Source organism: Kitasatospora sp. NPDC004615 (assembly GCF_042873545.1).
In the GTDB taxonomy this organism is placed as follows: domain Bacteria; phylum Actinomycetota; class Actinomycetes; order Streptomycetales; family Streptomycetaceae; genus Kitasatospora.
On the sequence record NZ_JBIALQ010000006.1, the window covers coordinates 537,493 to 562,753 of the forward strand.

General features: G+C 71.5%; 21 protein-coding genes. 20 read left to right on the plus strand and 1 reads right to left on the minus strand.

Going from position 1 to position 25,261, the window contains the following annotated elements; all coding sequences use genetic code 11:
- Positions 1–5 precede the first annotated feature (5 nt).
- From rsmH to ACFYS8_RS23660, 16 genes are all read left to right on the plus strand, one after another.
- Entirely contained in the window at positions 6–974 is a 969-nt protein-coding gene (gene rsmH, locus ACFYS8_RS23585; RefSeq protein ID WP_387643775.1) for a 16S rRNA (cytosine(1402)-N(4))-methyltransferase RsmH, read from the plus strand.
- A gap of 126 nt (positions 975–1,100) precedes the next feature.
- Complete coding sequence (locus ACFYS8_RS23590; protein ID WP_387643777.1) at positions 1,101–1,553, plus strand: septum formation initiator family protein; 453 nt, start codon at positions 1,101–1,103, stop codon at positions 1,551–1,553.
- A complete protein-coding gene (locus ACFYS8_RS23595; protein ID WP_387643780.1) occupies positions 1,550–3,685 on the plus strand; it encodes a peptidoglycan D,D-transpeptidase FtsI family protein in 2,136 nt (711 codons plus the stop codon). The genes ACFYS8_RS23590 and ACFYS8_RS23595 overlap by 4 nt, the downstream gene beginning before the upstream one ends.
- A gap of 1 nt (position 3,686) precedes the next feature.
- Positions 3,687–5,339 (plus strand): UDP-N-acetylmuramoyl-L-alanyl-D-glutamate--2,6-diaminopimelate ligase, encoded by a 1,653-nt coding sequence (locus ACFYS8_RS23600; protein ID WP_387643782.1) that lies wholly within the window; start codon positions 3,687–3,689, stop codon positions 5,337–5,339.
- The gene (murF, locus tag ACFYS8_RS23605; RefSeq protein ID WP_387643784.1) at positions 5,336–6,739 is read left to right on the plus strand and encodes a UDP-N-acetylmuramoyl-tripeptide--D-alanyl-D-alanine ligase; all 1,404 of its coding nucleotides are present in this window, start codon (positions 5,336–5,338) and stop codon (positions 6,737–6,739) included. Before ACFYS8_RS23600 ends, murF begins: the two co-directional genes overlap by 4 nt.
- Positions 6,736–7,797 carry a phospho-N-acetylmuramoyl-pentapeptide-transferase gene (mraY, locus tag ACFYS8_RS23610; RefSeq protein WP_387643787.1) on the plus strand — a complete coding sequence of 354 codons (1,062 nt, stop codon included), beginning with the start codon at positions 6,736–6,738 and terminating at the stop codon, positions 7,795–7,797. Before murF ends, mraY begins: the two co-directional genes overlap by 4 nt.
- Positions 7,782–9,218 carry a UDP-N-acetylmuramoyl-L-alanine--D-glutamate ligase gene (gene murD / locus ACFYS8_RS23615; RefSeq protein ID WP_387643790.1) on the plus strand — a complete coding sequence of 479 codons (1,437 nt, stop codon included), beginning with the start codon at positions 7,782–7,784 and terminating at the stop codon, positions 9,216–9,218. Before mraY ends, murD begins: the two co-directional genes overlap by 16 nt.
- Before the next feature lie 74 nt (positions 9,219–9,292).
- On the plus strand, positions 9,293–10,669 hold the full coding sequence (gene ftsW, locus ACFYS8_RS23620) for a putative lipid II flippase FtsW (RefSeq protein ID WP_387643793.1): 1,377 nt from the start codon (positions 9,293–9,295) through the stop codon (positions 10,667–10,669).
- A 6-nt stretch (positions 10,670–10,675) separates the two neighbouring features.
- Positions 10,676–11,782 carry an undecaprenyldiphospho-muramoylpentapeptide beta-N-acetylglucosaminyltransferase gene (gene murG / locus ACFYS8_RS23625; protein ID WP_387643796.1) on the plus strand — a complete coding sequence of 369 codons (1,107 nt, stop codon included), beginning with the start codon at positions 10,676–10,678 and terminating at the stop codon, positions 11,780–11,782.
- Complete coding sequence (locus tag ACFYS8_RS23630; RefSeq protein ID WP_387643799.1) at positions 11,775–12,548, plus strand: cell division protein FtsQ/DivIB; 774 nt, start codon at positions 11,775–11,777, stop codon at positions 12,546–12,548. Before murG ends, ACFYS8_RS23630 begins: the two co-directional genes overlap by 8 nt.
- 333 nt (positions 12,549–12,881) lie before the next feature.
- A complete protein-coding gene (ftsZ, locus tag ACFYS8_RS23635) occupies positions 12,882–14,099 on the plus strand; it encodes a cell division protein FtsZ (RefSeq protein WP_387643802.1) in 1,218 nt (405 codons plus the stop codon).
- A complete protein-coding gene (gene pgeF / locus ACFYS8_RS23640; protein WP_387643805.1) occupies positions 14,096–14,830 on the plus strand; it encodes a peptidoglycan editing factor PgeF in 735 nt (244 codons plus the stop codon). The genes ftsZ and pgeF overlap by 4 nt, the downstream gene beginning before the upstream one ends.
- Complete coding sequence (locus ACFYS8_RS23645; RefSeq protein WP_387643808.1) at positions 14,827–15,615, plus strand: YggS family pyridoxal phosphate-dependent enzyme; 789 nt, start codon at positions 14,827–14,829, stop codon at positions 15,613–15,615. Before pgeF ends, ACFYS8_RS23645 begins: the two co-directional genes overlap by 4 nt.
- 192 nt (positions 15,616–15,807) lie before the next feature.
- Positions 15,808–16,425, plus strand: a complete 618-nt coding sequence (locus ACFYS8_RS23650; protein WP_387643811.1) for a cell division protein SepF — start codon at positions 15,808–15,810, stop codon at positions 16,423–16,425.
- Between the two features lie 77 nt (positions 16,426–16,502).
- Positions 16,503–16,793, plus strand: coding sequence for a YggT family protein (locus tag ACFYS8_RS23655; protein WP_033216891.1), 291 nt, complete (start codon positions 16,503–16,505; stop codon positions 16,791–16,793).
- 46 nt (positions 16,794–16,839) lie between these two features.
- A complete protein-coding gene (locus ACFYS8_RS23660; protein WP_387643813.1) occupies positions 16,840–18,177 on the plus strand; it encodes a DivIVA domain-containing protein in 1,338 nt (445 codons plus the stop codon).
- Positions 18,178–18,517: 340 nt separating this feature from the next.
- On the opposite strand, the gene ileS is transcribed toward ACFYS8_RS23660, so the two are convergent.
- Positions 18,518–21,649: an isoleucine--tRNA ligase gene (ileS, locus tag ACFYS8_RS23665; RefSeq protein WP_387643816.1), complete on the minus strand. Its 3,132-nt coding sequence runs from the start codon at positions 21,647–21,649 to the stop codon at positions 18,518–18,520.
- Between the two features lie 586 nt (positions 21,650–22,235).
- On the opposite strand from ileS, the gene ACFYS8_RS23670 reads away from it, so the two are divergent.
- The 4 genes from ACFYS8_RS23670 to ACFYS8_RS23685 all read left to right on the plus strand — a co-directional run bounded on the left by ACFYS8_RS23670 (position 22,236) and on the right by ACFYS8_RS23685 (position 25,026).
- Positions 22,236–22,736: a TraR/DksA family transcriptional regulator gene (locus ACFYS8_RS23670; RefSeq protein WP_387643818.1), complete on the plus strand. Its 501-nt coding sequence runs from the start codon at positions 22,236–22,238 to the stop codon at positions 22,734–22,736.
- Between the two features lie 125 nt (positions 22,737–22,861).
- The gene (gene lspA / locus ACFYS8_RS23675) at positions 22,862–23,551 is read left to right on the plus strand and encodes a signal peptidase II (protein WP_387643878.1); all 690 of its coding nucleotides are present in this window, start codon (positions 22,862–22,864) and stop codon (positions 23,549–23,551) included.
- 73 nt (positions 23,552–23,624) lie between these two features.
- On the plus strand, positions 23,625–24,563 hold the full coding sequence (locus ACFYS8_RS23680; protein WP_387643821.1) for an RluA family pseudouridine synthase: 939 nt from the start codon (positions 23,625–23,627) through the stop codon (positions 24,561–24,563).
- Between the two features lies 1 nt (position 24,564).
- Complete coding sequence (locus ACFYS8_RS23685) at positions 24,565–25,026, plus strand: GNAT family N-acetyltransferase (RefSeq protein WP_387643824.1); 462 nt, start codon at positions 24,565–24,567, stop codon at positions 25,024–25,026.
- Positions 25,027–25,261 lie beyond the last annotated feature (235 nt).

Below are 25,261 nucleotides of genomic sequence, written 5' to 3' on the forward strand. Positions count from 1 at the left end.
CCCGTATGAGTACCGACAGCCCCAACCCCCGGCACATTCCGGTGATGCTGGAGCGCTGCCTGGACGCGCTCGCCCCGGCGATCTCCGCGCCCGGCGCCGTGGTGGTGGACGCCACCCTGGGCCTGGGCGGCCACAGCGAGGCACTGCTGACCCGCTTCCCCGAGGTCCGGCTGGTCGCCGTGGACCGCGACCCGCAGGCACTGAAGCTGTCCGGCGAGCGGCTGGCCCGCTTCGGCGAGCGCGCCACCCTGGTGCACGCGGTCTACGACGAGATCCCGCAGGTGCTGGCCGACCTCGGCATCCCCGCTGTGCAGGGCGTGCTGTTCGACCTCGGCGTGTCCTCGATGCAGCTGGACGAGGCCGACCGCGGCTTCGCCTACGCCCAGGACGCGCCGCTGGACATGCGGATGGACCAGACCCGCGGCATCTCCGCCGCCGAGGTCCTCAACACCTACAGCCACGGCGACCTGGCCCGGATCCTGAAGGTGTACGGCGAGGAGCGGTTCGCCGGGAAGATCGCCTCCGCGGTGCTGCGGGAACGCGAGAAGGAACCGTTCACCACCAGTGCTCGTCTGGTGGAGTTGGTGCGGAATGCCATTCCGGCCGCCACCCGGCGGACCGGCGGCAACCCGGCCAAGCGGACCTTCCAGGCGCTGCGGATCGAGGTCAACGGCGAACTGGAGGTGCTGGACCGGGCCATTCCCGGCGCACTGGACGCCCTCGCGATGGGCGGTCGGATCGTCGTGATGTCCTACCAGTCATTGGAGGACCGCCTGGTCAAGCAATACCTCCAGGCCGGGGCCACCTCGACCGCCCCGCCGGGCCTGCCGGTGATCCCCGAGGAGCTCCAGCCCTGGCTGAAGTTGCTCACCCGAGGAGCCGAACTGGCGACCGAGGAGGAGATCGAGGAGAACCGGCGCGCCGCACCCGTTCGGCTGCGCGTGGCGGAGAGGATCAGGGAGACCCGGAGGTAGCCAGCCGCCGGGAGCAGCGGAACGAAGGGGAGTGGAGCGGTGCCGGTGGCCGGCGAGCGGACCCGGGGGCGCGTCCCCGGGCAGGGGGGCAGGGCACGGATCACCGTCCGGCCCGGGGCGCGCTCGATGCGGGGGCGCGCCCCGTTCGCGGTGCTGGTGGTGACTCTGCTGTCGGCCGGGCTGCTCGGCCTGCTGATGCTCAACACCGCCCTCAACGAGGGCTCGTTCACGATGTCCCGGCTGAAGAAGCAGACCACCGAGGCCACCGACCAGCAGCAGTCCCTCCAGCAGGAGATCGCCGCCCAGTCCGCGCCCGACGCGCTGGAGCAGCGCGCCCGCGAGCTCGGCATGGTCCCCGGCGGCGCCCCGGTCTTCCTCGGCGCCGACGGCAGCGTCACCGGCAAGCCCAAGGCCGCCGAGGACAACCCGCCGGTGCCGCGCAGCAGTTCCGATCCCTGGCAGCGCCCCGGCGGCGCCTCCGGCTCGCCGTCGCCCTCGGCGGCGCCGAGCTCCGGCGACCCGGGCATCGAGCTGGCCCCCGCGCCGCCCGCCAGTGCCCCGGCCGGGGCCCAGCGGTGAGCCGTCCGCCAGGCGACGCCGACCGCCCGCGCCGCACCCCGCCGGCCGGCGGCCGCCCCGCCGCGCCCCGCCGCCGGGTCGGCGAGCCGCGCCGTTCCGCCGACGGCGCCCCGCCGCGCCCGGCCCGTCCGGCCCGCCCGCGGCCGTCCGACGGGGAGCGCCGGCCCGCCGCCCGGCCCCGGCCGCGCCCCGACGTCCGCCGCCCCGCCCCGGGCCGCCGCCCGGCGTCCGCCCCGCGGGCCATCAAGCTGGCCGATCCGAAGCGCCGGCTGCGGCTGGTGACGGTCAGTCTGGGCCTGGTGTTCGCGATCTTCGCGGGCCGGCTGGTGCAGCTCCAGCTGCTGGACTCCGACGCGCTGGCGGCCGGCGCGGGCGCCAACAAGTACGTGCGGGTGAAGCTGCCCGCCGAGCGCGGCTCGATCACCGCCGCCGACGGCACCGTGCTGGCCACCACCGTGGACGCGTACGACATCACCGCCGACCCGACCATGTTCACCCCCGAGGCGACCCACCTTCCGGACGCCCCGGAGCAGGCCGCGGGGCTGCTCGCGCCGATCCTCGGCGTGTCGAAGGAGAAACTGGCGGGCTCGCTGCACCCGAACGCGAAGAACCCGAAGAGCCAGTACGCCCTGCTGACCTCCCGTCAGACCCCGCAGGCCAAGGCGCAGATCGCCGACCTGAAGTCCTCGCTGGCCAGGCAGACCGACACGGCCAACTGCCGGGGCCAGCGCGAACTGCTCGGCAAGCCCGCCGAGAAGGGCGGCCGGCAGTTCCTCGACAACGCCTGCGTGAACCCGCTGGCCGGGGTGTTCTGGGAGCAGTCGACCAAGCGCAGCTACCCGGCGAACGGCCTGGCCGCCAACCTGGTCGGCTTCGTCAACGCCGAGGGCACCGGCACCGGCGGCCTGGAACTCCAGTACCAGCAGCAGCTGGCCGGCGAGGACGGCTACTCCACCTACGCCTCGGCCGGGGGCCGCCGGGTCGCCACCGCCGGCGGCAGCCGGCAGGACGCGGTGCCCGGCAACGACCTGCGGCTGACGGTGAACCCGGACATCCAGTGGGCGGCGCAGCGTGCCATCACCGACCAGGTGTCCAACTCCGGTGCGGAGAAGGGCTATGTGATCGTCCAGGACGTGAAGACCGGTCAGGTGCTGGCGATGGCGTCATCCCCGGGCTTCAACCCGAACGACCTGTCCTCGGCCCGCGCCGACCAGCTCGGCAACCCGGCCCTGCAGGACGCCTACGAGCCGGGCTCCACCGCGAAGCTGATGACTATGGCCGCGGTGCTGGACACCGGCTCGGCGAACTGGGACACCCACGTCACCGTGCCGAACACCCTGCAGCGCTCCGACCGGGTGTTCCACGACGACATCGACCACGAGACCTGGTACCTGACGCTGGCCGGCGTGCTCGCCAAGTCGTCCAACATCGGCACCATCGAGGCCGCCGAACACCTGGGCGCCACCCAGGCCGAGTCCAACAAGGTGCTCGCCGGGTACCTCGACAAGTTCGGCATCGGCAAGCCCACCGGGCTGGGATTCCCCGGGGAGACCCGCGGCATCCTGGCCAAGCCGGAGGACTGGAACGGCTCGCAGCAGTACACCATCCCGTTCGGCCAGGGCCTCTCGGTGAACGCCCTGCAGGCCACCTCGGTGTTCTCCACCATTGCCAACGGCGGCGTACGGGTCGCGCCCAGTCTGCTGGCCGGCACCACCGGCCCGGACGGGCGGTTCACGCCCGCGCCGGCCGGGGCGCAGAGCCGGGTGGTGACGGAAGCGACCGCGAAGACGCTGACCGAGATGCTGGAGTCCGTCGTCACCGACGAGCAGGGCACCGGCAACAAGGCGCAGATCCCGGGCTACCGGGTGGCCGGAAAGACCGGCACCGCCGACCGGGTGGACCCGAAGACCGGCAAGTACTCCGGGTACACCGCCTCCTTCATCGGCTTCGCGCCCGCCGACCAGCCCCGGGTGACGGTCTCCTGCGTCATCCAGCACCCGGTCAACGGGCACTTCGGCGGGCAGCTGTGCGGGCCCGTGTTCAAGCAGGTGATGGAGTTCACCCTCAAGACCCTCCAGGTTCCGCCGAGCGGCAGCGAGGCGCCGAACCTGCCCGTCGACTGGAAGCCCTGAGATGAGCGACACCCCCGACACTTCGCGGCGCGCCGAGCGCGATGTGAGCAGCGTCACGACCGGGGCCCGGTTTGGCCCAGGGGGGCATGGGGCCGATAGCCTTCCGGCCGTGCCGAAATCCGATCAAATCTCCGCGAGTCCCCCTCGTCCGAGCCGCGCCGCGGCGCTGCCCCTCGCCGAGGCGGCCCGGCTGCTCGGGCTGCCGCCCGTTGACGGGCCCGCCGTCACCGGCATCACCCACGACTCCCGGGCGGTGCGTCCGGGCGACGTGTACGTCGCCTTCCCCGGCGCCAACCACCACGGTGCGGCGTTCGCCGCCGGTGCGGTGGCGTCCGGCGCGGTCGCGGTGCTCACCGACGCCGCCGGCGCGGAGCTGGCCGCCGGCGCGGGCGTGCCGCTGCTGGTGGTGGACAGCCCGCGAGCGGTGATGGGCGAGCTTGCCGCGGCGGTCTACGGGGCCGCCGCCGAGCGGATGCTGATGATCGGCCTGACCGGCACCAACGGCAAGACCACCACCTCGTACCTGGTCGAGGGCGGCCTGCGCGGGGCCGGCCGGCTGCCCGGCGTGATCGGCACCGTCGAGATGCGGGTCGGCACCGAGCGGATCAAGTCCGAGCGCACCACCCCCGAGGCCACCGACCTGCACGCGGTGCTCGCCGTGATGAACGAGTCCGGCGCCGACTCGGTGGTCATGGAGGTCTCCAGCCACGCGCTGGTGTACGGCCGCACCGACGGCGTGGCCTACGACGTCGCGCTGTTCAACAACCTGACGCCGGAACACCTCGACTTCCACCCCGACATGGAGGACTACTACCGGGCCAAGGCCCGGCTGTTCGAGCCCGGCAAGGCCCGGCTCGGCGTCGCCAACCGCGACGACTCCTACGGCCGCCGGCTGGCCGGCGAGGCCCGGATCCCGATGGTGACGTTCTCCGCCGCGGGCGACCCGGCAGCCGACTGGCGCGCCGTCGACGTCCAGCTCGGCCCGGCCGGCTCCACCTTCACCGTGCTCGGCCCGGACGGCGCCCGCGCCGAGGCCTCGGTGCCGCTGCCCGGCCCGTTCAACGTCTCCAACGCGCTCGGCGCGATCACCGCGCTGGTCACCGCCGGCATCGAGCTGGACGCCGCGGTCGCCGGGGTGGCCCAGGTCCCGGGCGTGCCCGGCCGGCTGGAGAAGGTCGACGCCGGGCAGGCGTACGTCGCCGTGGTCGACTACGCGCACAAGCCGGACGCGCTCAGCGCCGTGCTCGCCTCGCTGCGCGAGGTCACCAAGGGCCGGCTGCACGTCGTCGTCGGCTGCGGCGGCGACCGCGACCCGTACAAGCGCGCCCCGATGGGCGCGATCGCCGCGCGGCTCGCCGACACCGCCGTCCTCACCAGCGACAACCCGCGTTCCGAGGACGCGCTGGCGATCCTCGCCACCATGCTGAGCGGCGCCGCCGAGGTGCCCGAGGACGAGCGCGCCGAGGTGCTCGCCGTCCCCGACCGCGCCGAGGCGATCGCGCTGGCCGTCGCCCGGGCGCACGCCGGGGACACCGTCCTGGTGGCGGGCAAGGGCCACGAGCTCGGGCAGTACGTCAAGGGCGAGGTCCGCCCGTTCGACGACCGCGAGGTACTGCGGGTCGCGATGGAGCAGTTGATGGAGGCAGACCGGTGATCGCACTTTCCCTGGCCGAGGCCGCGAAGGCGGTCGACGGCACCCTGGACGCGGCCGACCCGGACGCGCTGATCACCGGCGCGGTGGTCACCGACAACCGGAAGATCGAGCCCGGCGGCCTGTTCGTGTGCGTGCTCGGCGAACGCGTCGACGGCCACGACTTCGCCGCCAAGGCGGTCGCCGACGGCGCGGTCGCGGTGCTCGCCACCCGCCCGGTCGGCGTGCCCGCGATCCTGGTCGACGACGTGGTCGTCGCGCTCGGCCGGCTCGCCCGCGCCGTGGTCGCCCGCGCCCCGCAGGCCGCGCTGGTGGGCCTTACCGGATCCTCCGGCAAGACCTCCACCAAGGACCTGATCGCCCAGGTGCTGTCCGTTGCCGGTGAGACGGTGTACGCCACCGGCAACGCCAACAACGAGATCGGCCACCCGCTGACGGCCCTGCGGATCACTCCGACCACCCGTCACCTGGTGATGGAGATGGGCGCCCGGCACAAGGGCGACATCGAGTACCTGACCGGCATCACCCCGCCCACCGTCGGCCTGGTGCTGAACATCGGCACCGCGCACGTCGGCGAGTTCGGCTCCAAGGAGGGCATCGCCGAGGCCAAGGGCGAGATGGTGGAGGCGCTGTCGGCCGACGGCGTCGCCGTGCTGAACGCCGACGACCCGCTGGTGCGTGCCATGAGCAGCCGCACCAAGGCCCGCGTCGTGCTGTTCGGCGAATCCTCGGACGCACACATCCGTGCCACCGATGTTCGCCTGGACGCCACCGGGCGGCCACAGTTCACGCTCAGCACCCCGGCCGGTTCCGCACCCGTGCAGCTGCGCCTGTACGGTGAGCACCACGTCTCGAACGCCCTCGCCGCCGCTGCGGTGGCGGTGGAGCTCGGGATGCCCGTCGACCGCGTCGCCGAGGCACTCGGCGAAGCCGGTGCGCTGTCCCGTTGGCGCATGGAGGTGGTCGACCGGGCCGATGGCCTGACCGTCGTCAACGACGCCTACAACGCGAACCCGGAGTCCATGCGGGCCGCGCTGCGGGCACTGGCGACGATGGCGGGCAAGGGCCCGGAGCGCCGCCGCACCTGGGCGGTGCTCGGTGAGATGCGGGAGCTCGGCGAGGACAGCTTCGACGAGCACGACGCCATCGGACGGCTCGCCGTCCGGCTCGACATCACCAAGCTGGTGGCGGTCGGCGGACGCGAGGCGGCCCGGATGGAACTGGGCGCGAGAAACGAAGGTTCGTGGGGTGAGGAGTCGGTGCTGGTGTCCGACGCGGACGCGGCGATCGAGCTGCTGCGCAGTCAGGTGCGGCCGGGGGACGTGGTCCTGGTGAAGGCATCCCGTTCGGTCGGCCTCGAGAAGGTCGCCGAGGCACTGCTCGCGGACGGTGCCGCGAAGTGAAGCAGATCCTCTTCTCCGGCCTGATCGGCCTGGTGCTGACGCTGCTCGGCACCCCCGCCCTGATCAAGCTGCTCGCCAAGCACGGGTACGGCCAGTACATCCGTGACGACGGCCCCAAGGCGCACCACAGCAAGAAGGGCACGCCCACCATGGGCGGCATCGCCTTCATCCTGGCCACCCTGATCGCCTACTTCGCCACCAAGGCGATAACGGGCGAGTCGCCCACTGCCTCCGGTCTGCTGGTGCTGTTCCTGACCACCGGACTGGGCCTGGTCGGCTTCCTGGACGACTACATCAAGGTGGTCAAGCGCCGCTCGCTGGGCCTGCGGGCCAAGGCGAAGCTGCTCGGCCAGTCCTTCGTGGCGCTCGCCTTCGCCATCCTGGCGCTCCAGTTCAGCGACAGCCGCGGCCTGACCCCGGCGTCCACGCACCTGTCGTTCGCGCAGGACTTCAAGTGGGCCGTCGGCCCGGTGCTGTTCGTCCTCTTCGCCTACTTCATGATCGCCGCGATGTCGAACGGCGTGAACCTGACGGACGGTCTGGACGGCCTCGCCACCGGCGCCTCGGTGATGGTCTTCGGCGCCTACACCTTCATCGGCCTGTGGGAGCACACCCAGAACTGCGCCTACGCGATCAAGGCCACCGCGTCCTGCTTCGAGGTCCGCGACCCGCTGGACCTCGCCGTGGTCGCCGCCGCCCTGATGGGTTCCTGCTTCGGCTTCCTGTGGTGGAACACCTCGCCCGCGAAGATCTTCATGGGTGACACCGGCTCGCTCGCCCTCGGCGGCGCCCTGGCCGGCCTGGCCATCGTCTCCCGCACCGAGCTGCTGCTCGCCGTCCTCGGCGGCCTGTTCGTGATCATCACCCTTTCGGTGATCATCCAGGTCGGCTCGTTCCGGATGACCGGCAAGCGCGTTTTCAAGATGGCGCCACTCCAGCACCACTTCGAACTCAAGGGCTGGAGCGAAGTCCTGATCGTGGTCCGGTTCTGGATCATCCAGGGCCTGTGCGTCGCCGTCGGACTCGGACTCTTCTACGCGGGATGGGTGACCGGATGATCAACCCGGAGTGGGCCGGCCTGCCGGTCGTCGTCGCGGGACTCGGCCTCTCCGGGGTCAGCGCCGCCCGAGTCCTGCACGGGCTCGGCGCGCACGTCACCGTCGTGGACGGCGGCACCGGCCCCGCGCTGGACGCCAAGGCCGCCGCCCTCACCGAACAGGGCATCGCCGTCCGCCTCGGCGACGGCACCACCCTGCCCGAGGGCACCCGGCTGATCGTCACCTCGCCCGGCTGGGCCCCCGACAGCCCGCTGTTCGGCGCCGCCGAGCAGGCCGGCGTCCCGGTCTGGGGCGACGTCGAACTCGCCTGGCGGCTGCGCACCCCGCACCCCGCCACCGGCGAGCCGGCCCCCTGGCTGGCCGTCACCGGCACCAACGGCAAGACCACCACCGTCCAGATGCTGGCGTCCATCCTCACCGCCGCCGGCAAGCGCACCGCCGCCGTCGGCAACGTGGGCGTCTCGGTGCTGGACGCGGTCCTCGCCGAGGAGCCCTACGACGTCCTCGCCGTCGAACTCTCCAGCTACCAGCTGCACTGGGCGCCCTCGCTGCGCGTCCACTCCGGCGCGGTGCTCAACCTGGCCCCCGACCACCTCGACTGGCACGGCTCGATGGAGGCCTACGCCGCCGACAAGGGCCGGATCTACCAGGGCAACCAGGTCGCCTGCGTCTACAACCTCGCCGACCCCGCCACCGAGGCACTGGTCCGCGAGGCCGACGTCGAGGAGGGCTGCCGCGCGATCGGCTTCGGCCTCGACGCCCCCAGCATCTCCAACCTCGGCGTCGTGGACGGCCTGCTGGTCGACCGCGCCTTCGTCCCCGACCGGGACCGGGCCGCCGCGGAGATCGGCGCCGTCGCCGACATCCACCCGCCGGCGCCGCACAACATCGCCAACGCGCTCGCCGCCGCCGCGCTCGCCCGGGCGTACGGCGTGGACGCCAAGGCCGTCCGCGACGGGCTGCGCGCCTTCCGGCCCGACGCCCACCGCATCGCGCACGTCGCCGAGGTCGACGGCGTGACCTACGTGGACGACTCCAAGGCCACCAACACCCACGCGACGGCCGCCTCGCTGGCCGCCTACAGCCCCGTGGTGTGGATCGCCGGCGGCCTCGCCAAGGGCGCGACGTTCGACCAGCTGGTCGCCGACGCGGCCCCCCGGCTGCGGGCCGCCGTGCTGATCGGCCAGGACCGGCAGCTGATCCGCGAGGCGCTGGCGCGACACGCCCCGGAAGTCCCGGTGTTCGAACCCGCGCCCGGGAAGACTGGCGCCGAGGCGATGGCCGAGATCGTCCGCGTGGCGGCCGCCGCCGCGCAGAAGGGCGACACCGTCCTGCTCGCACCCGCCTGCGCGTCGATGGACATGTTCACCAACTACGGTGAGCGCGGGGACATGTTCGCGGCGGCGGTTCGAAGCATCTAGGGACGTGTGGGGGCACCTCTCAGCCCTAGCGGGCCGGGAGGTGCCCCCACGCGCCCCTGTCCAGTGGCCCCGAAATGATGAAGGAGACGGACGTGCCGCCCAGCGAGAAGCAGCCGCGTCTGCGACTGGTCTCGGCGACCACGACCACCTTCAAGTCCGCAGGACCCGTCGCGCGGGTGCGCGCAGCGCGTGAGCGGTTCGGGTACTTGATGGCCCGTCCGTTGACGCCCTACTACCTGATCCTGGGTTCGGCGGCGCTGCTGGTGGTGCTCGGGCTGGTGATGGTGTTCTCCGCCTCGCAGAGCGTGGTGGTGGACTTCGGGCTGCCGATGACGTTCTTCTTCCGCAAGCAGCTGATCGCCGTGCTGCTGGGCGGGGCGATCGCCGTCGCGCTCACCCGGGCGCCGGTGAAGGTGCTGCGCACCGCCGTGTACCCGCTGCTGTTCGGGGTGGTGGCCGCGCTGGTGCTGGTGGCGATCCCGGGCATCGGGGTGCGGATCAACGGCAACCGGAACTGGATCAGCCTGGGCTTCTTCCAGATCCAGCCGTCCGAGTTCGCCAAGCTCGCGCTGCTGCTGTGGGCGGCCGACCTGCTGGCCCGCAAGCAGCGCACCCACATGCTCAACCAGTGGAAGCACCTGCTGGTCCCGCTGGTGCCCGGCACCGTCGTGCTGATGATGCTGATCATGCTGGGCGGCGACATGGGCACCACGATGGTGCTGGTCGCGATGCTGTTCGGCCTGCTCTGGATGGTCGGCGCGCCGCTGCGGCTGTTCGCGGCCACCCTGGGCATCGCGGTGGTCGCGTGCACCGCGCTGATCATCACGGTGCCGCACCGCCTGGGCCGGCTGGCCTGCGTCGGCGTCACCAAGCCGGACCCCAACCTGGACTGCTTCCAGGCACTGCACGGACTGTACGCGCTGGCCGCCGGCGGGCCGTTTGGATCCGGACTGGGTGCGGGCGTCGAGAAATGGGGGCAACTCCCAGAGGCGCACACCGACTTCATCTTCGCGGCGACCGGCGAGGAGCTCGGCCTGGTGGGGACGCTGTCCGTGCTCGCGCTCTTCGCGGCACTAGGCTACGCGGGTATCCGTGTGGCTCTCAGCACCACGGACCCGTTCGTCCGGTACGCGGCGGGCGCCGCCACCACGTGGATCATGGCTCAGGCCGTGGTCAACCTGGGGTCGGCGCTGGGACTCCTGCCCATCGCGGGCGTCCCGCTGCCGCTGTTCTCGTACGGTGGTTCCGCGATGCTGTCGGCCATGTGCGCCATCGGGCTGCTGCTGTGCTTCGCGCGCAGCACCCCGGCGGCGAAGGCAGCGCTGGCTGCCCGGCCCCGCCGATGGCGTAAAGGGGCCAACTCCCGGTTCGGGTCCGTCCTGGACCGGGTGGTGCCAGGTAGGAAAACCACAGCGCGGAAGGTCCCCGGGCCAACGCGCAGGGAGCGGTGAATTTCGGTGCATGTCGTACTCGCCGGCGGCGGGACCGCCGGCCACATCGAGCCGGCCATGGCGCTCGCGGACGCGCTGCGCAGGCACGACCCGTCCGTCGGAATCACCGCCCTCGGCACCGAGCGCGGCCTGGAGACCCGGCTGGTCCCGGAGCGCGGCTACGAGCTGGCGCTGATCCCGGCGGTGCCGCTGCCCCGTAAGCCCACCCCCGAGCTGATCACCGTCCCGGGCCGGCTGCGCGGCACCGTGCGGGCCGCCCAGGAGGTCATCGAGCGGGTCAACGCCGACGCGGTGGTCGGCTTCGGCGGCTACGTGGCGATGCCCGCCTACCTGGCCGCCAAGCGCGCCGGGGTGCCGATCGTGGTGCACGAGGCGAACGCCCGTCCGGGCCTGGCCAACAAGATCGGCGCCCGCTACAGCGACTTCGTGGCGGTCTCCACCCCGGACTCCAAGCTGCGCGACTCCCGCTACATCGGCATCCCGCTGCGCCGCACCATCGCCACCCTGGACCGCGGCACGGTGCGCGCGGAGGCCCGGCACTACTTCGGCCTGGACCAGCGCCTGCCCACCCTGCTGGTGTCCGGCGGCTCGCAGGGCGCCCGCCGGCTGAACGAGACGGTGCAGGCGATCGCGCCCCGGCTCCAGCAGTACGGCGTGCAGATCCTGCACGCGGTCGGCCCGAAGAACGAGCTGCCGACCATCGACGACATCCCGGGCATGCCGCCGTACCGCGCGGTGCCGTACGTGGACCGGATGGACCTGGCGTACGCGGCGGCCGACATGATGCTCTGCCGGGCCGGCGCGATGACGGTGGCCGAGCTGGCCGCGGTCGGCCTGCCGGCCGCGTTCGTGCCGCTGCCGATCGGCAACGGCGAGCAGCGGCTGAACGCCCAGCCGATGGTGAAGGCCGGCGGCGGCCTGCTGGTGGACGACGCCGACCTGACCACGGACTGGGTCCTGAAGAACGTGCTGCCGGTGCTCACCGACCCGGCGAAGCTGTGGGAGATGTCGCGCTCCGCCGCCGAGTTCGGCCGCCGGGACGCCGACGACCTGCTGGTGCAGATGGTGTACGAGGCGATCGAGGCCGGCCGCGGCGGCCGCCGCCGTGGCTGACGAGGACTACGAGGAGGAGTTCGGGGAGGACGGCGACGAGGCCCGTCCGCCCCGGCTCCGACTGTCCCGCCGGGGCGTGCTGGTGCTGGCGGTGCTCGGCGCCCTGGTGCTCGGCGCGCTCGGCTGGACGGTGTTCCTCTCCTCCGCGCTGGAGGTCCGCCGGGTGGCCGTCCAGGGCCTGGACTCCGGTAAGTTGAGCCAGGACGAGGTGGAGCGGGCGCTCGGCTCCACCGCCCGCGGCCCGCTGGCCCGGGTGGACCTGGGCCGGGCCGAGCAACTGGTGGGCAAGGTGCCCCGGGTGGCCCGGGTCGAGGTGTGGCGCGGCTGGCCGCACACGCTGCGGGTGAAGGTGACGGAGCGTCAACCGGTGGCGGCGATCCGTGCCGAGGACGGCCGGTTCGTCCAGGTCGACGCGCTGGGTGTGGAATTCGCCACCGAGCCGCAGCCGCCGAGCGGCGTACCGCTGGTGGCGCTCGAACTCGGCCAGCCGGCCAACGACGCACTGGCCGTCATCGACCGCCCCACGCTGGTCCGTTCGGCGATCACGGTCGCCGCCGGCCTCCCGTCGGAGGTGGCGAAGCAGGCCGGTTCGCTCACGGTCTATTCGTACGACGACATCCGCCTCCAACTCGCCTCCGGCGCAACGGTTCGCTGGGGCAGCGCGGAGGACACCGCCCGCAAGGCACGGGTGTTGACGGCCCTGCTCGGCCGGAAGGCGTCGAATTACGACGTGAGTGCGCCGGATGCCCCGGCGGTGTCCGGCTGATCCGGTAAGTTCATTGCCCGGGGGAGGTATTGACGGAGCCGAGGCTCCGGTCCGACCCTTGGTGGTCACCCCGGTTTCACCGGGGGGTCGATGATCACATAGGCTCAAAAGAAAAAGGGAAGCTCGGCGTGTTCGTTGGAACACGCGTTGGTTGCGACCTACTGTCCTGTGTCAACGAGCTGTGCTTGACAACGAACTGACACCGGCACAGCGATAACCCTCAACCTCAAGTTTAGGGTTCGGGTTGGAACCACGTGCTTCCCACCCATCGACATCCGTCGGCCTTCGTATCCAGGGGAGCCGACCCGGAAATTCGAGGCGAGAGGCCCCGACGTGGCAGCACCCCAGAATTACCTCGCGGTCATCAAGGTCGTCGGCATCGGTGGCGGAGGCGTCAACGCCATCAACCGGATGATCGAGGTCGGGCTCAAGGGCGTCGAGTTCATCGCGATCAACACCGATGCGCAGGCCCTCCTGATGAGCGACGCCGACGTGAAGCTCGACGTCGGCCGTGAGCTCACCCGCGGCCTCGGCGCCGGCGCCAACCCGGAGGTCGGCCGGAAGGCCGCGGAGGACCACCGCGAGGAGATCGAGGAGGTCCTCAAGGGGGCCGACATGGTCTTCGTGACGGCCGGCGAGGGCGGCGGCACCGGCACCGGCGGCGCGCCCGTGGTGGCCAACATCGCCCGCTCGCTCGGCGCGCTGACCATCGGTGTGGTCACCCGCCCGTTCACCTTCGAGGGCCGCCGTCGCGCCAACCAGGCCGAGGACGGCATCGCCTCGCTGCGCGAGCAGGTCGACACCCTGATCGTGATCCCCAACGACCGGCTGCTGTCGATCTCCGACCGCCAGGTCTCGGTGCTGGACGCGTTCCGCTCCGCCGACCAGGTGCTGCTCTCCGGTGTCCAGGGCATCACCGACCTGATCACCACCCCCGGTCTGATCAACCTGGACTTCGCCGACGTCAAGTCGGTGATGTCGGACGCCGGTTCGGCGCTGATGGGGATCGGCTCGGCGCGCGGTGAGGACCGCGCCAAGGCCGCCGCCGTGATGGCGATCTCCTCGCCGCTGCTGGAGGCCTCGATCGACGGCGCCCGCGGTGTGCTGCTGTCCATCTCCGGCGGCTCCGACCTCGGCCTGTTCGAGATCAACGAGGCGGCCCAGCTGGTCAGCGAGGCCGCCCATCCCGAGGCGAACATCATCTTCGGTGCGGTCATCGACGACGCGCTCGGCGACGAGGTCCGGGTCACCGTGATCGCGGCCGGCTTCGACGGCGGGCAGCCGCCGGCCATCGTCCGCGAGCCGGTGGTCAAGTCGGCCTCCAGCTCGGCGTCGAGCAGCAGCTCCCCGGCCGCCCCGGAGCGTCCGGCCACCCGCCCGTCCTACGGTTCGATCGGTTCGGTCACCCGCTCCGACGAGCCGACCCGTCCGTCCGAGGCCCCGGTGCCGGTGACCACCGCCGCGCCGGTGCCGCCGCAGGTGCAGCCGGTGCGCCAGCCGTACGTCGAGAGCCCCGCCGAGGAGCTCGACGTGCCGGACTTCCTGAAGTGATCCAAGCGGCCTTTCGCAACGGTGCTCACTTCGCCTCCACCACCCGGTGGGGCGGGGTGAGCACCGCGCCGTACGGGGAGCTCAACCTCGGCGGTGCGGTGGGCGACTCGCCCGAAGCCGTAGTGCAGAACCGTTTCTTCGCAGCCCGCGAACTGGGACTGGATCCGGCCGATGTGGTCTGGATGAACCAGGTGCACGGCGCCGACGTCGCGGTGGTGACGGACCGCCAGCCCGCCGGGTACGCCCCGACGGTGGACGCGGTGGTCACCGACCGTCCGCTGGCCCTCGCGGTGCTCACCGCCGACTGCGTGCCGGTGCTGCTGGCCGACCCCGAGGCCGGCGTGACCGGCGCGGCGCACGCCGGGCGACCGGGCCTGGCGGCCGGGGTCGTGCCCGCGGTGGTCGCCGCGATGCGTGAACTCGGGGCCCGCCCCGAGCGGATCCTCGCCGCCACCGGCCCCGCCGTGTGCGGCCGTTGCTACGAAGTGCCGGAGGCGATGCGCGCCGAGGTGGCCGCGCTCGTCCCGGCCGCCCGGTCGGAAACCTCCTGGGGCACTCCCGCCCTGGACGTGCCGGCCGGCGTCGCCGCCCAACTCGCCGAGGCGGGCGTGCGCGATGTGGTGCGATCTTCTGTCTGCACCATGGAATCCCCGGACCACTACTCCTACCGTCGGGAGCAGCGGACCGGCCGACTCGCAAGCTACGTCTGGCTGGGGCCTGCACTCTCATGACGAACGACATCTTCGGTCCGTTCCCCGGTGGCGCCGACTTCGCGGCCGCCCTGACGGACGCTCAGCGCGCCCGCTTCGACCAACTCGGCGCCAACCTCGACGTGGTCGAGCGGCGGATCGCCGACGCCTGTGCCGCGGCCGGGCGCCCGCGCGAGGAGGTCACGCTGATCGTGGTGACCAAGACCTACCCCGCCGAGGACACCGCGCTGCTCGCCGGACTCGGCGTCACCGACGTTGCGGAGAACCGCGACCAGGACGCCGCCCCGAAGGCCGAACGCTGCGTCAACCTCCCGTTGACCTGGCACTTCGTCGGCCAGCTGCAGACCAACAAGGCCCGTTCGGTGGTCCGTTACGCCGATCTGGTGCATTCGGTGGACCGCGACCGTCTGGTCGACTCGCTCGCCGCGGCCGTCCGCAACGCCGAACGGCCGCCGCTGGGCTGCCTGGTGCAGGTCGCTCTTGACAAGGAGTCGGGCGAGGGCGAGCACCGTGCGGGCGTGGCGCCCGCTGACGTGCTCGCGCTGGCCGGGAAGATCGCCGACACGCCCGGGCTGCGAATGGACGGTGTGATGACGGTCGCACCGCTCGCGGGTCCCCTGGCGGGCGACCCCGCGCGCTCCTTCGCGCGCCTTGCGGAAATCGCAAGCGCCGTACGCGCCGAGCATCCGACTGCCACGATGGTTTCGGCAGGGATGAGCGGAGATTTGGAGCAGGCGATCGCCGCCGGAGCGACACATGTACGCGTCGGTACGGCGGTACTCGGAGTGCGGTCACCGCTCGGGTAACGTCACCGAGTAAGTAGATCAGACTGCAGGACAAAATAGGACAGAACCTAGCAGATGATCAGTCTGCTGGGCAACCGTGGATCGCATCCGAGCGCACACCTCCGCGGTCTGACGGACCGTCGGCCTGACCGGCCGTGACCATCACGGCGTCCGCAGGTGAACGGTGGGCGCATGAGCGGAGGAGACAGCAGCATGGCCGGCGCGATGCGCAAAATGGCGGTCTATCTCGGCCTGGTCGAGGACGAGACCTACGACAGCCAGGGGTACGACCCCGACGACGACTACGACACGGACCCGGAGCCGATCCGCACCGGTCGCACCGAGGACCTGCGGGCCGCGGCCCCCGCCGCGGCGGCCGCCGCGCAGCCGGCGCCCGTGGCCCAGATCGCGCCCCAGCCGGTGCCCGCCGCGGTGCCGATCCGTCAGGAGCAGCCGCGCATGGCTCCCGTGTCGTCCATCACATCCGAGCGCCACCGCAACCTGGAGAAGAGCACCCCGGTGATCATGCCCAAGGTCGTCAACGAACGAGAGCCCTACCGCATCACCACGCTGCACCCCCGGACCTACAACGAGGCCCGTACGATCGGGGAGCAGTTCCGTGGCGGCACGCCCGTGATCATGAATTTGACCGAGATGGACGACACGGATGCCAAGCGGCTCGTAGACTTCGCGGCTGGACTGGTCTTCGGTCTGCACGGCAGTATCGAGCGCGTGACACAGAAGGTGTTCCTCCTGTCGCCTGCTAACGTCGATGTCACGGCGGAGGACAAGGCTCGGATCGCCGAGGGTGGGTTCTTCAACCAGAGCTGACCCGGCCACGACTTTCTGTGTGGATCAGTTTGACAGTGCGTCACTGACGGACTGCCGGTCAGGGAGAGGGAGAAGTGATGGGGATCTTCGGTTCGGTGCTCTATTGGGTGCTGACCGTGTTCCTGTTGATCCTGCTCTTCAGGCTGGTGATGGACTGGGTGTTCCAGTTCGCTCGATCGTGGCGTCCTGGGAAGGCCATGGTCGTGGTGCTGGAGGCCACGTACACTGTCACGGATCCGCCACTCAAGCTTCTTCGGCGATTCATCCCGCCGTTGCGTCTCGGGGGCGTGGCGCTCGACCTGTCCTTCTTCGTACTGATGATCATTGTGTATGTCCTGATCTCGCTCGTGCAGCGCCTGTCGTTCTGAACGATGCGACAGGATGCCGGTCCGACGATCACGTTGAGGTGAAGAGATGCCATTGACCCCCGAGGACGTTCGGAACAAGCAGTTCACGACCGTCCGGCTGCGCGAAGGCTATGACGAGGACGAGGTCGATGCCTTCCTCGACGAGGTCGAAGCCGAGCTGACCCGCCTGCTGCGCGAGAACGAGGACCTGCGCGCCAAGCTGGCGGCCGCCACCCGTGCTGCCGCGCAGAACCAGGCGAACATGCGCAAGGAGCAGCAGGCTCCGCAGGACGGCGGACGCCCCGGCGCTCCCGTGCCCGCCGCCATATCCGGCCCCCCGGTGCCCGGCCAGCAGCAGGGCCCCGGTCCGCAGCAGCTCGGTGGCCCGCAGCAGCTCGCCGGCCCCCAGCAGGGGATGGGCAACCAGCCGCTCGGCCTGCCGTCCGGCGCGCCGCAGCTGCCTGCCGGTCAGGGCGGCCCGATGGGCGGTCCGATGGGCAACCCGATGCAGCAGCAGCAGATGGGCCAGACCATGGGCGGCCAGCAGCAGCTGGTCCAGCCGATGGGCGGTCAGATGCTGCAGCCGATGGGCAACCCGATGCAGCAGCAGATGGGTCAGACCATGGGCGGGCAGCAGCTCGGCGGGCAGCAGCTCGGTGGGCAGCAGCTCCAGCCGATGGGTGGCCAGCAGCTGCAGCCGATGGGTGGCCCGATGGGCAACCCGATGCAGCAGCAGCAGGGTCCCGGTGGCGACAGCGCCGCCCGGGTGCTCGCGCTCGCCCAGCAGACTGCCGACCAGGCCATCTCCGAGGCCCGTTCCGAGGCCAACAAGATTGTCGGCGAGGCCCGCAGCCGCGCCGAGGGTCTGGAGCGCGACGCCCGTGCCAAGGCTGACGCGCTGGAGCGGGACGCGCAGGAGAAGCACCGCGTCGCGATGGGCTCGCTGGAGTCCGCCCGCGCCACGCTGGAGCGCAAGGTCGAGGACCTGCGTGCCTTCGAGCGCGAGTACCGCACGCGACTGAAGTCCTACCTGGAGACCCAGCTGCGTCAGCTGGAGTCGCAGGCGGACGACTCGCTCGCCCCGCCGCGGATCCCCGCCACCGCGTCGCTGCCGCCGGCCGCGTCGTCGATGGCGCCCGCCGGTGCCGGCGCGATGTCCTCCTCGGCACCGTCGTTCGGGTCCACCCCGTCCTTCGGCGGCAACCAGTCCTTCGGTGGCAGCTCCTTCGGCAGTTCGGCCGGCACCCCGTCGTTCGGTGGCGCCTCCGCGAGCTCCAACGGGGCGATGGCGCCGGCGGGCATGACCCAGCCGATGGCGGCCGTGCGGCCGCAGCCTCCGCAGCCGATGCAGCAGGCTCCCGCTCCGATGCGAGGGTTCCTGATCGACGAGGACGGCGACAACTAGCGGTCCCGCAACGCGTAATCGAAAGGGCGCCCTTGGCCACGACGGCCGGGGGCGCCCTTCGCGTTTGCGCGTGGAGTCGGTGGGTCGGGCGCACAGAGATCCGCCCGGGGACGGGAGTTCGGTCCTCGGGCGGATCTTGCGGTTCGTGCGAGGTTGCTCGCGCGAGCGGGTGGGTGCGAGAAGGGGCGTTGGGGGTACCCCCAGGCGAAGCCGAGGGGGCGGAACTGCGCGACAAGCGCAGGCCCGTCCGCAAGGTCGCGATCACGTGCAAGTCATTGCTCGCGTCGCGATCTTGCGGTTGGGGCCTTCCGCTTCGCGCAGTTCCACGCGCCCCTGACTGCTAGGCCCGTCGCAGCGTGAACTCCAGCGAGAGATTCTCGTCGGAGAAGCGGGGGGCGTCGGGGTCGGTGATGGTGAGGCCGAGGGACTCGGCCAGGACCTCGGCGGCGACCAGGGACTGGTGCTCGGTCAGCGCGGCGAGGGTGTCCTCGTCGGTGGTGGCGAGCTGGAGGTGGATGCGGTCGGCGACGTCCAGGCCGGAGTTCTTGCGGGCCTCCTGGATCTGGCGGATCGCGTCGCGGACCACGCCGAGGCGCTTGAGCTCGGGGGTGATCGCCAGGTCGAGGGCGACGGTCGCGCCGGACTCGTTGGCGACGGCCCAACCCTCGCGCGGGGTCTCGGTGATGATGACCTCGTCGGGGGAGAGGGCCACCGTCTCGCCGTTCAGTTCGACCGAGGTCTCGCCAGTGGCGCGCAGCTCCGCGGCGAGGCGGGCGGCGTCGGCCGCGGCGACGGCCTTGGCGACGTCCTGGACGCCCTTGCCGAAACGCTTGCCGAGGGCACGGAAGTTGGCCTTGGCGGAGGTGTCGACGAGGGAGCCGCCGACCGCAGCGAGGGACTCCAGGACGGAGACGTTGAGCTCTTCGGCGATCTGGGCGCGCAGGTCGGCGGGGAGTTCCTCCCAGCCCTGGGCGGCGATCAGCGCGCGGGACAGCGGCTGACGCGTCTTGACGCCGCTCTCGGCGCGGGTGGCGCGGCCGAGTTCGACCAGGCGGCGGACCAGTGCCATGTGCTTGGAGAGCTCGGTGTCGATGAGCGTCTCGTCGGCGACCGGCCAGCTGCTGAGGTGGACGGAGAGCGGGGCATCCGGGGTGACCGGGACGACCAGGTCCTGCCAGACCCGCTCGGTGATGAACGGGGTCAGCGGGGCCATCAGGCGGGTGACGGTCTCCAGCGCCTCGTGCAGGGTGGCGAGCGCGGCGGCGTCGCCCTGCCAGAAGCGGCGGCGGCCACGGCGGACGTACCAGTTGGAGAGGTCGTCGACGAAGCCGGACAGCAGCTTGCCGGCCCGCTGGGTGTCGTACGCCTCGTAGGAGGCGTCCACCTCGCGCACCAGGGTGTGCAGTTCGGACAGCACCCAGCGGTCGAGCTGCGGGCGCTCGGCGGCGGACGGGTCGTTGGCCGAGGGGGCCCAGCCGGCGGTGCGGGCGTACAGGGCCTGGAAGGCGACGGTGTTCCAGTAGGTGAGGAGGGTCTTGCGGACCACCTCCTGGATCGTTCCGTGGCCGACCCGGCGGGCCGACCAGGGGGAGCCGCCGGCGGCCATGAACCAGCGGATCGCGTCGGCGCCGTGCTGGTCCATCAGCGGGATCGGCTGGAGGATGTTGCCCAGGTGCTTGGACATCTTCCGGCCGTCCTCGGCCAGGATGTGGCCCAGGCAGACGACGTTCTCGTAGCTGTTCTTGTCGAACACCAGGGTGCCGACGGCCATCAGCGTGTAGAACCAGCCGCGGGTCTGGTCGATCGCCTCGGAGATGAACTGCGCCGGGTAGCGCTGCTCGAACAGCTCCTTGTTGCGGTACGGGTAGCCGTACTGCGCGAACGGCATGGAACCCGAGTCGTACCAGGCGTCGATCACCTCGGGCACCCGGACCGCGGTGGTGGAGCACTGCGGGCAGGGGAAGGTGACCTCGTCGATGAACGGGCGGTGCGGGTCGAGGGCCGACTGGTCGGTGCCGGTCAGCTCGGAGAGCTGGGCGAGCGAGCCGACACAGGTCAGGTGGTCGTCCGCGCAGCGCCAGATCGGCAGCGGGGTGCCCCAGTAGCGGTTGCGGGACAGCGCCCAGTCGATGTTGTTGTTCAGCCAGTCGCCGAAGCGGCCGTGCTTGACCGTCTCCGGGTACCAGTTGGTGGCCTCGTTCTCACGGATCATCGCGTCCTTGACGGCGGTGGTCCGGATGTACCAGGACGGCTGCGCGTAGTACAGCAGCGCGGTGTGGCAGCGCCAGCAGTGCGGGTAGCTGTGCTCGTACGGGAGGTGACGGAACAGGAGGTCGCGGGCCTTCAGGTCGGCGACCAGGGTCTCGTCGGCCTTCTTGAAGAACACGCCGCCGACCAGCGGGACGTCCGCGGCGAAGGTGCCGTCGGTCTCCACCGGGTTGACCACGGGCAGGCCGTAGCGGCGGCAGGTCGCGAGGTCGTCGGCGCCGAAGGCGGGCGACTGGTGGACGATGCCGGTGCCGTCCTCGGTGGTGACGTAGTCGGCCGTCAGCACGTAGTGGGCGTCCGGGATCTCGACCAGCTCGAACGGGCGCTGGTAGGCCCAGCGCTCCATCTCGGCACCGGTGAAGGACTCGCCGGTGGTCTCCCAGCCTTCGCCGAGGGCCTTGGCGACCAGCGGCTCGGCGACCACCAGGCGCTCGTTGCCGTCGGTGGCGACCACGTAGGTCACCTCCGGGTGGACGGCTGCGGCGGTGTTGGAGACCAGGGTCCACGGGGTGGTGGTCCACACCAGCAGGGCGGCGTTGCCGGCCAGCGGGCCGGAGGTGAGCGGGAAGCGCACGAACACCGACGGGTCGACCACGGTCTCGTAGCCCTGGGCCAGCTCGTGGTCCGAGAGGCCGGTGCCGCAGCGCGGGCACCACGGGGCGACGCGGTGGTCCTGGACCAGCAGGCCCTTGTCGAAGATCTGCTGGAGCGACCACCAGACCGACTCGATGTAGGACGGGTCCATGGTGCGGTAGGCCTGGTCCATGTCGACCCAGTAGCCCATCCGCTCGGTGAGCTCGGCGAACGCGTCGGTGTACTGGGTGACCGACTCGCGGCACTTGGCGTTGAACTCGGCGATGCCGTACTTCTCGATGTCCGGCTTGCCGGAGAAGCCCAGCTCCTTCTCCACCGCGAGCTCCACCGGCAGGCCGTGGCAGTCCCAGCCGGCCTTGCGGGCCACGTGGTAGCCCTTCATGGTGCGGTAGCGCGGGAAGACGTCCTTGAAGACGCGGGCCTCGATGTGGTGGGCGCCCGGCATGCCGTTGGCGGTGGGCGGGCCCTCGTAGAACACCCACTCGGGGCGGCCCTCGGACTGCTCCAGGCTGCGCTGGAAGACCTTCTGGTCACGCCAGAAGGAAAGGATCTGGTGTTCGAGCACAGGCAGGTCGACCTGCGCGGGCACGGTGTTGTAGGTGGGCGACATGGGGTGCGTCTACCTCCGGCGGATGCGTGGACTGGCTCCGACGGAGGGACGAGACGGCGAGCCGCCCCGCGGTACCACCCTCCTTGACCGCGCGCGCTGCGGCCCTCTCTTTGGGTTTGCTGCCGGGTCTAGTAGGCCCTGTGAACTGGGCCGTTCTTCCGGCGGCTCCGGGGTGATCTTCCCGCCGTGCACGCCCCCGGGCTCGCACCGTCCCCGGGTCGCTCATGGCTGCGTACGTCGGTACTCGTCCCATCTGCGCCTTGCACGGCCCAGTGTATCGGCCCCCGCAAGCCGTTTCGCGCACCCGTGAGCCGGGTCCCGGGTGGTTAGCCGGAGGCGATCTGGGCACAACTTGTGCAGCGTCGGGACAGGCGGAGGCTGGGCGAGTGGGATCGCAGAAACGCTTCGGTATGTCCCGTTGTGGGGCGATTCGATGAGGTTTATCGTTCCGGGACCGGCAAGATCGTCGGGAACCGACGCATCTGATCATTCGTGAATGAGGTCGAAAGCCATGGCTGAGAAGGCGACAGGAACCGTGACCGCGAGGTCGCGCAAGGCCGTGGCGAGCGACCCAGGGGAGGGGACCGTGAGTACTGCGCGGCGAAAGACCGGCACCACCGGACACACCGCAGCCAGCAGCCGCACCCACGCACCGGCCGGCTCCGGCGCGCGCGGCGCCGAGGCGGTGGACCCGGCCGAGCTGCCGGTCCGGCCCGGGGAGGAGCCGTGGACGGCCGCCGAAGTCGCCGAACTGCACGACGAACTGGCGGCCGACCTGCTGCGGCTGCGCTCCGAGATCGAGGCCTCCGAGGCCGCCATCGCCGGCCTGATGCGGGACTCCAACGACGGCGCGGGCGACGACCAGGTCGACGCCGGCACCAAGAACATCAACCGGGAGAGCGAGCTCTCGCTCGCCAACAACGCGCGCGACAGCCTCGCCCAGACCGAACGCGCGCTGGGCCGCCTCGAAGGCACCGGCTTCGGCCTGTGCGAGTCCTGCGGCCAGCCGGTCGGCAAGGCCCGCCTGCAGGCCTTCCCGCGCGCCACCCTCTGCGTCAGCTGCAAGGCGAAGCAGGAGCGCCGCTGACCGTCGTCGCGACCCTAGGCCGCCCCGCACGCTGCACATTGTCGTACAGGGCGGCCAACGGGCCTACGGGTGTCGTACTCTCGTCCCCGTAACGACGACCGGCTTTTCCCACGGCAGCGGAGCGGATCATCAGTACGCCAGATTCCCACCAGACCCAGGACGACGCCGTCCCCACCTCTGCCACCGGGGCGGGTGACCGGGTGAGCTCCGCCGCGCCCGAGGAGCGCCGGGGCGAGGGTGGCGCGACTGCCGCCGACGGGGCACGTGCGGTGGTTCGCCGGCGTCGGATCAGCGTGCTGTTGGTCGTCGCGCTGCTCGTTTATCTGATCGACCTCGGCTCCAAGCTGCTGGTCGTCGCCAACCTGGAGGACCGCACCGCGCCGATCCGGGTGATCGGCGACTGGATGACCCTCCAGGTGATCCGCAACGGCGGCGCCGCGTTCGGCATGGGCGAGGCGCTGACCGTGCTGTTCACCGCCATCGCCACCGGCGTCATCGTGGTGATCTGGCGGATCGCCCGCCGCCTGTACAGCCTGCCCTGGGCGATCGCCCTCGGCCTGCTGCTCGGCGGGGCGTTCGGCAACCTCACCGACCGGCTGTTCCGCTCGCCGTCGGTGTTCCGCGGCCACGTGGTCGACTTCATCTCGGTCCAGCACTTCGCGGTCTTCAACCTCGCGGACTCGGCGATCGTGTGCGGCGGGATCCTGGTGGTGCTGCTGTCGTTCCGCGGCTCCAACCCGGACGGGACCACGCACGGGGCGCCGACCTCGGAGAAGTCCGAGGGCGAGGGCGGGGACGGGGAGTCCAAGGCCTGACTTCGGGCTTGCGGGGCGTTGAGGGCCCCACTGGCGGGAGAGGGGCCCGTGCGGGTCGGGCATACTCGGGTGGGTGAGTATCGCAGCGCAGACCCGTAGCCTCCCCGTACCCGACGGCCTGGAGGGCGAGCGGCTGGACGCCGCCCTGGCCCGGATGTTCGGGTTCTCCCGCACCAAGGCCGCCGAGCTCGCCGCCGAGGGCAAGGTCACCCTGGATGGCGCGGTCGCCGGGAAGTCGGACCGGGTCACCGCCGGATCCTGGCTGGAGGTCGAGATCCCCGCTCCCGCCGCGCCGGTGCAGATCGTCGCCGAGGCCGTCGAAGGCATGCGGATCATTCATGATGATGATCATGTCGTCGTCATCGATAAGCCCGTCGGCGTCGCCGCACACCCCAGCCCCGGCTGGACCGGCCCGACCGTGATCGGCGGCCTGGCCGCCGCCGGCTACCGGATCTCCACCTCCGGCGCCGCCGAGCGCCAGGGCGTCGTGCACCGCCTCGACGTCGGCACCTCCGGGATCATGGTGGTCGCCAAGTCCGAGCGCGCCTACACCGACCTGAAGCGGCAGTTCCACGACCGGGTCACCGAGAAGAAGTACAACGCGCTCGTCCAGGGCCACCCCGACCCGATGTCCGGCACGGTGGACGCGCCGATCGGCCGGCACCCCAGCAGTGACTGGAAGTGGGCGGTCACCCGCGACGGCAAGCCGTCGGTCACGCACTACGACCTGATCGAGGCGTACCGGGCCGCCTCCCTGCTCGACATCAAGCTGGAGACCGGCCGCACCCACCAGATCCGGGTCCACATGTCCGCGCTGCGCCACCCCTGCGTCGGCGACCTCACCTACGGTGCGGACCCGACGCTCGCCAAGCGGCTCGGCCTGACCCGGCAGTGGCTGCACGCCGTCTCGCTCGGCTTCGAACACCCCGAGGACGGGCGCTGGGTCGAGTTCACCTCCGCCTACCCCGACGACCTGCAGCACGCGCTGGACGTCATCGCGGCGGAGAGCTGAGATGGCCGTCGTCATCCGGGTCGCGGTCGGGGAGGACGACCTCGCGGCGGTTTGGGCGGTGCGGCGGGCGGTGTTCGTCGAGGAGCAGGAGATTCCTGCCGAGCTGGAGTACGACGAATACGACGCGACGTCGGTGCATGTGCTGGCGGTCGGGGAGGACGGCGCTGCGCTGGGCACTGCGCGGCTGATCTGCGGCGCGCAGGCGCTGGGCCTTACCGGCGGGATCCAGGACCGGGTGCTGCTCGGGCGGCTTGCTGTGGTGCAGGCTGCTCGGGGTACCGGCTTGGGGGCTGGGCTGGTGCGGGCCGTTGAGGAGTTGGGGCGGGAGCGCGGCGCGAAGGAGCTCGAGCTTCACGCGCAGGTGCAGGCGCTGGGCTTCTACGAGCGGCTCGGGTATGCGGCTGAGGGGCCCGAGTACGACGATGCCGGGATTCCGCATCGGACGATGACGCGGGTGCTGTAGGTCGTAGGTCGTAGGTCGGTAGGTTCGGTAGGTGATGAGGGGCTGCGGTCGAGGGTGGACCGCGGTCCCTCGTTGTTTTTGGCGCATTTGGGGTGGCGGGGGTGGGGTGGGCCGGGGTGCGAGGGGTGCTGTGCGGGTGGGGGGTGGTTGGGGTTCTTTGGCCCCCCCCCCCCCCCCCCACACCCAGCCGTGGGGGGGGGGGGAGGCAAGCATCCCCCGGGGGGGAAACCCCACC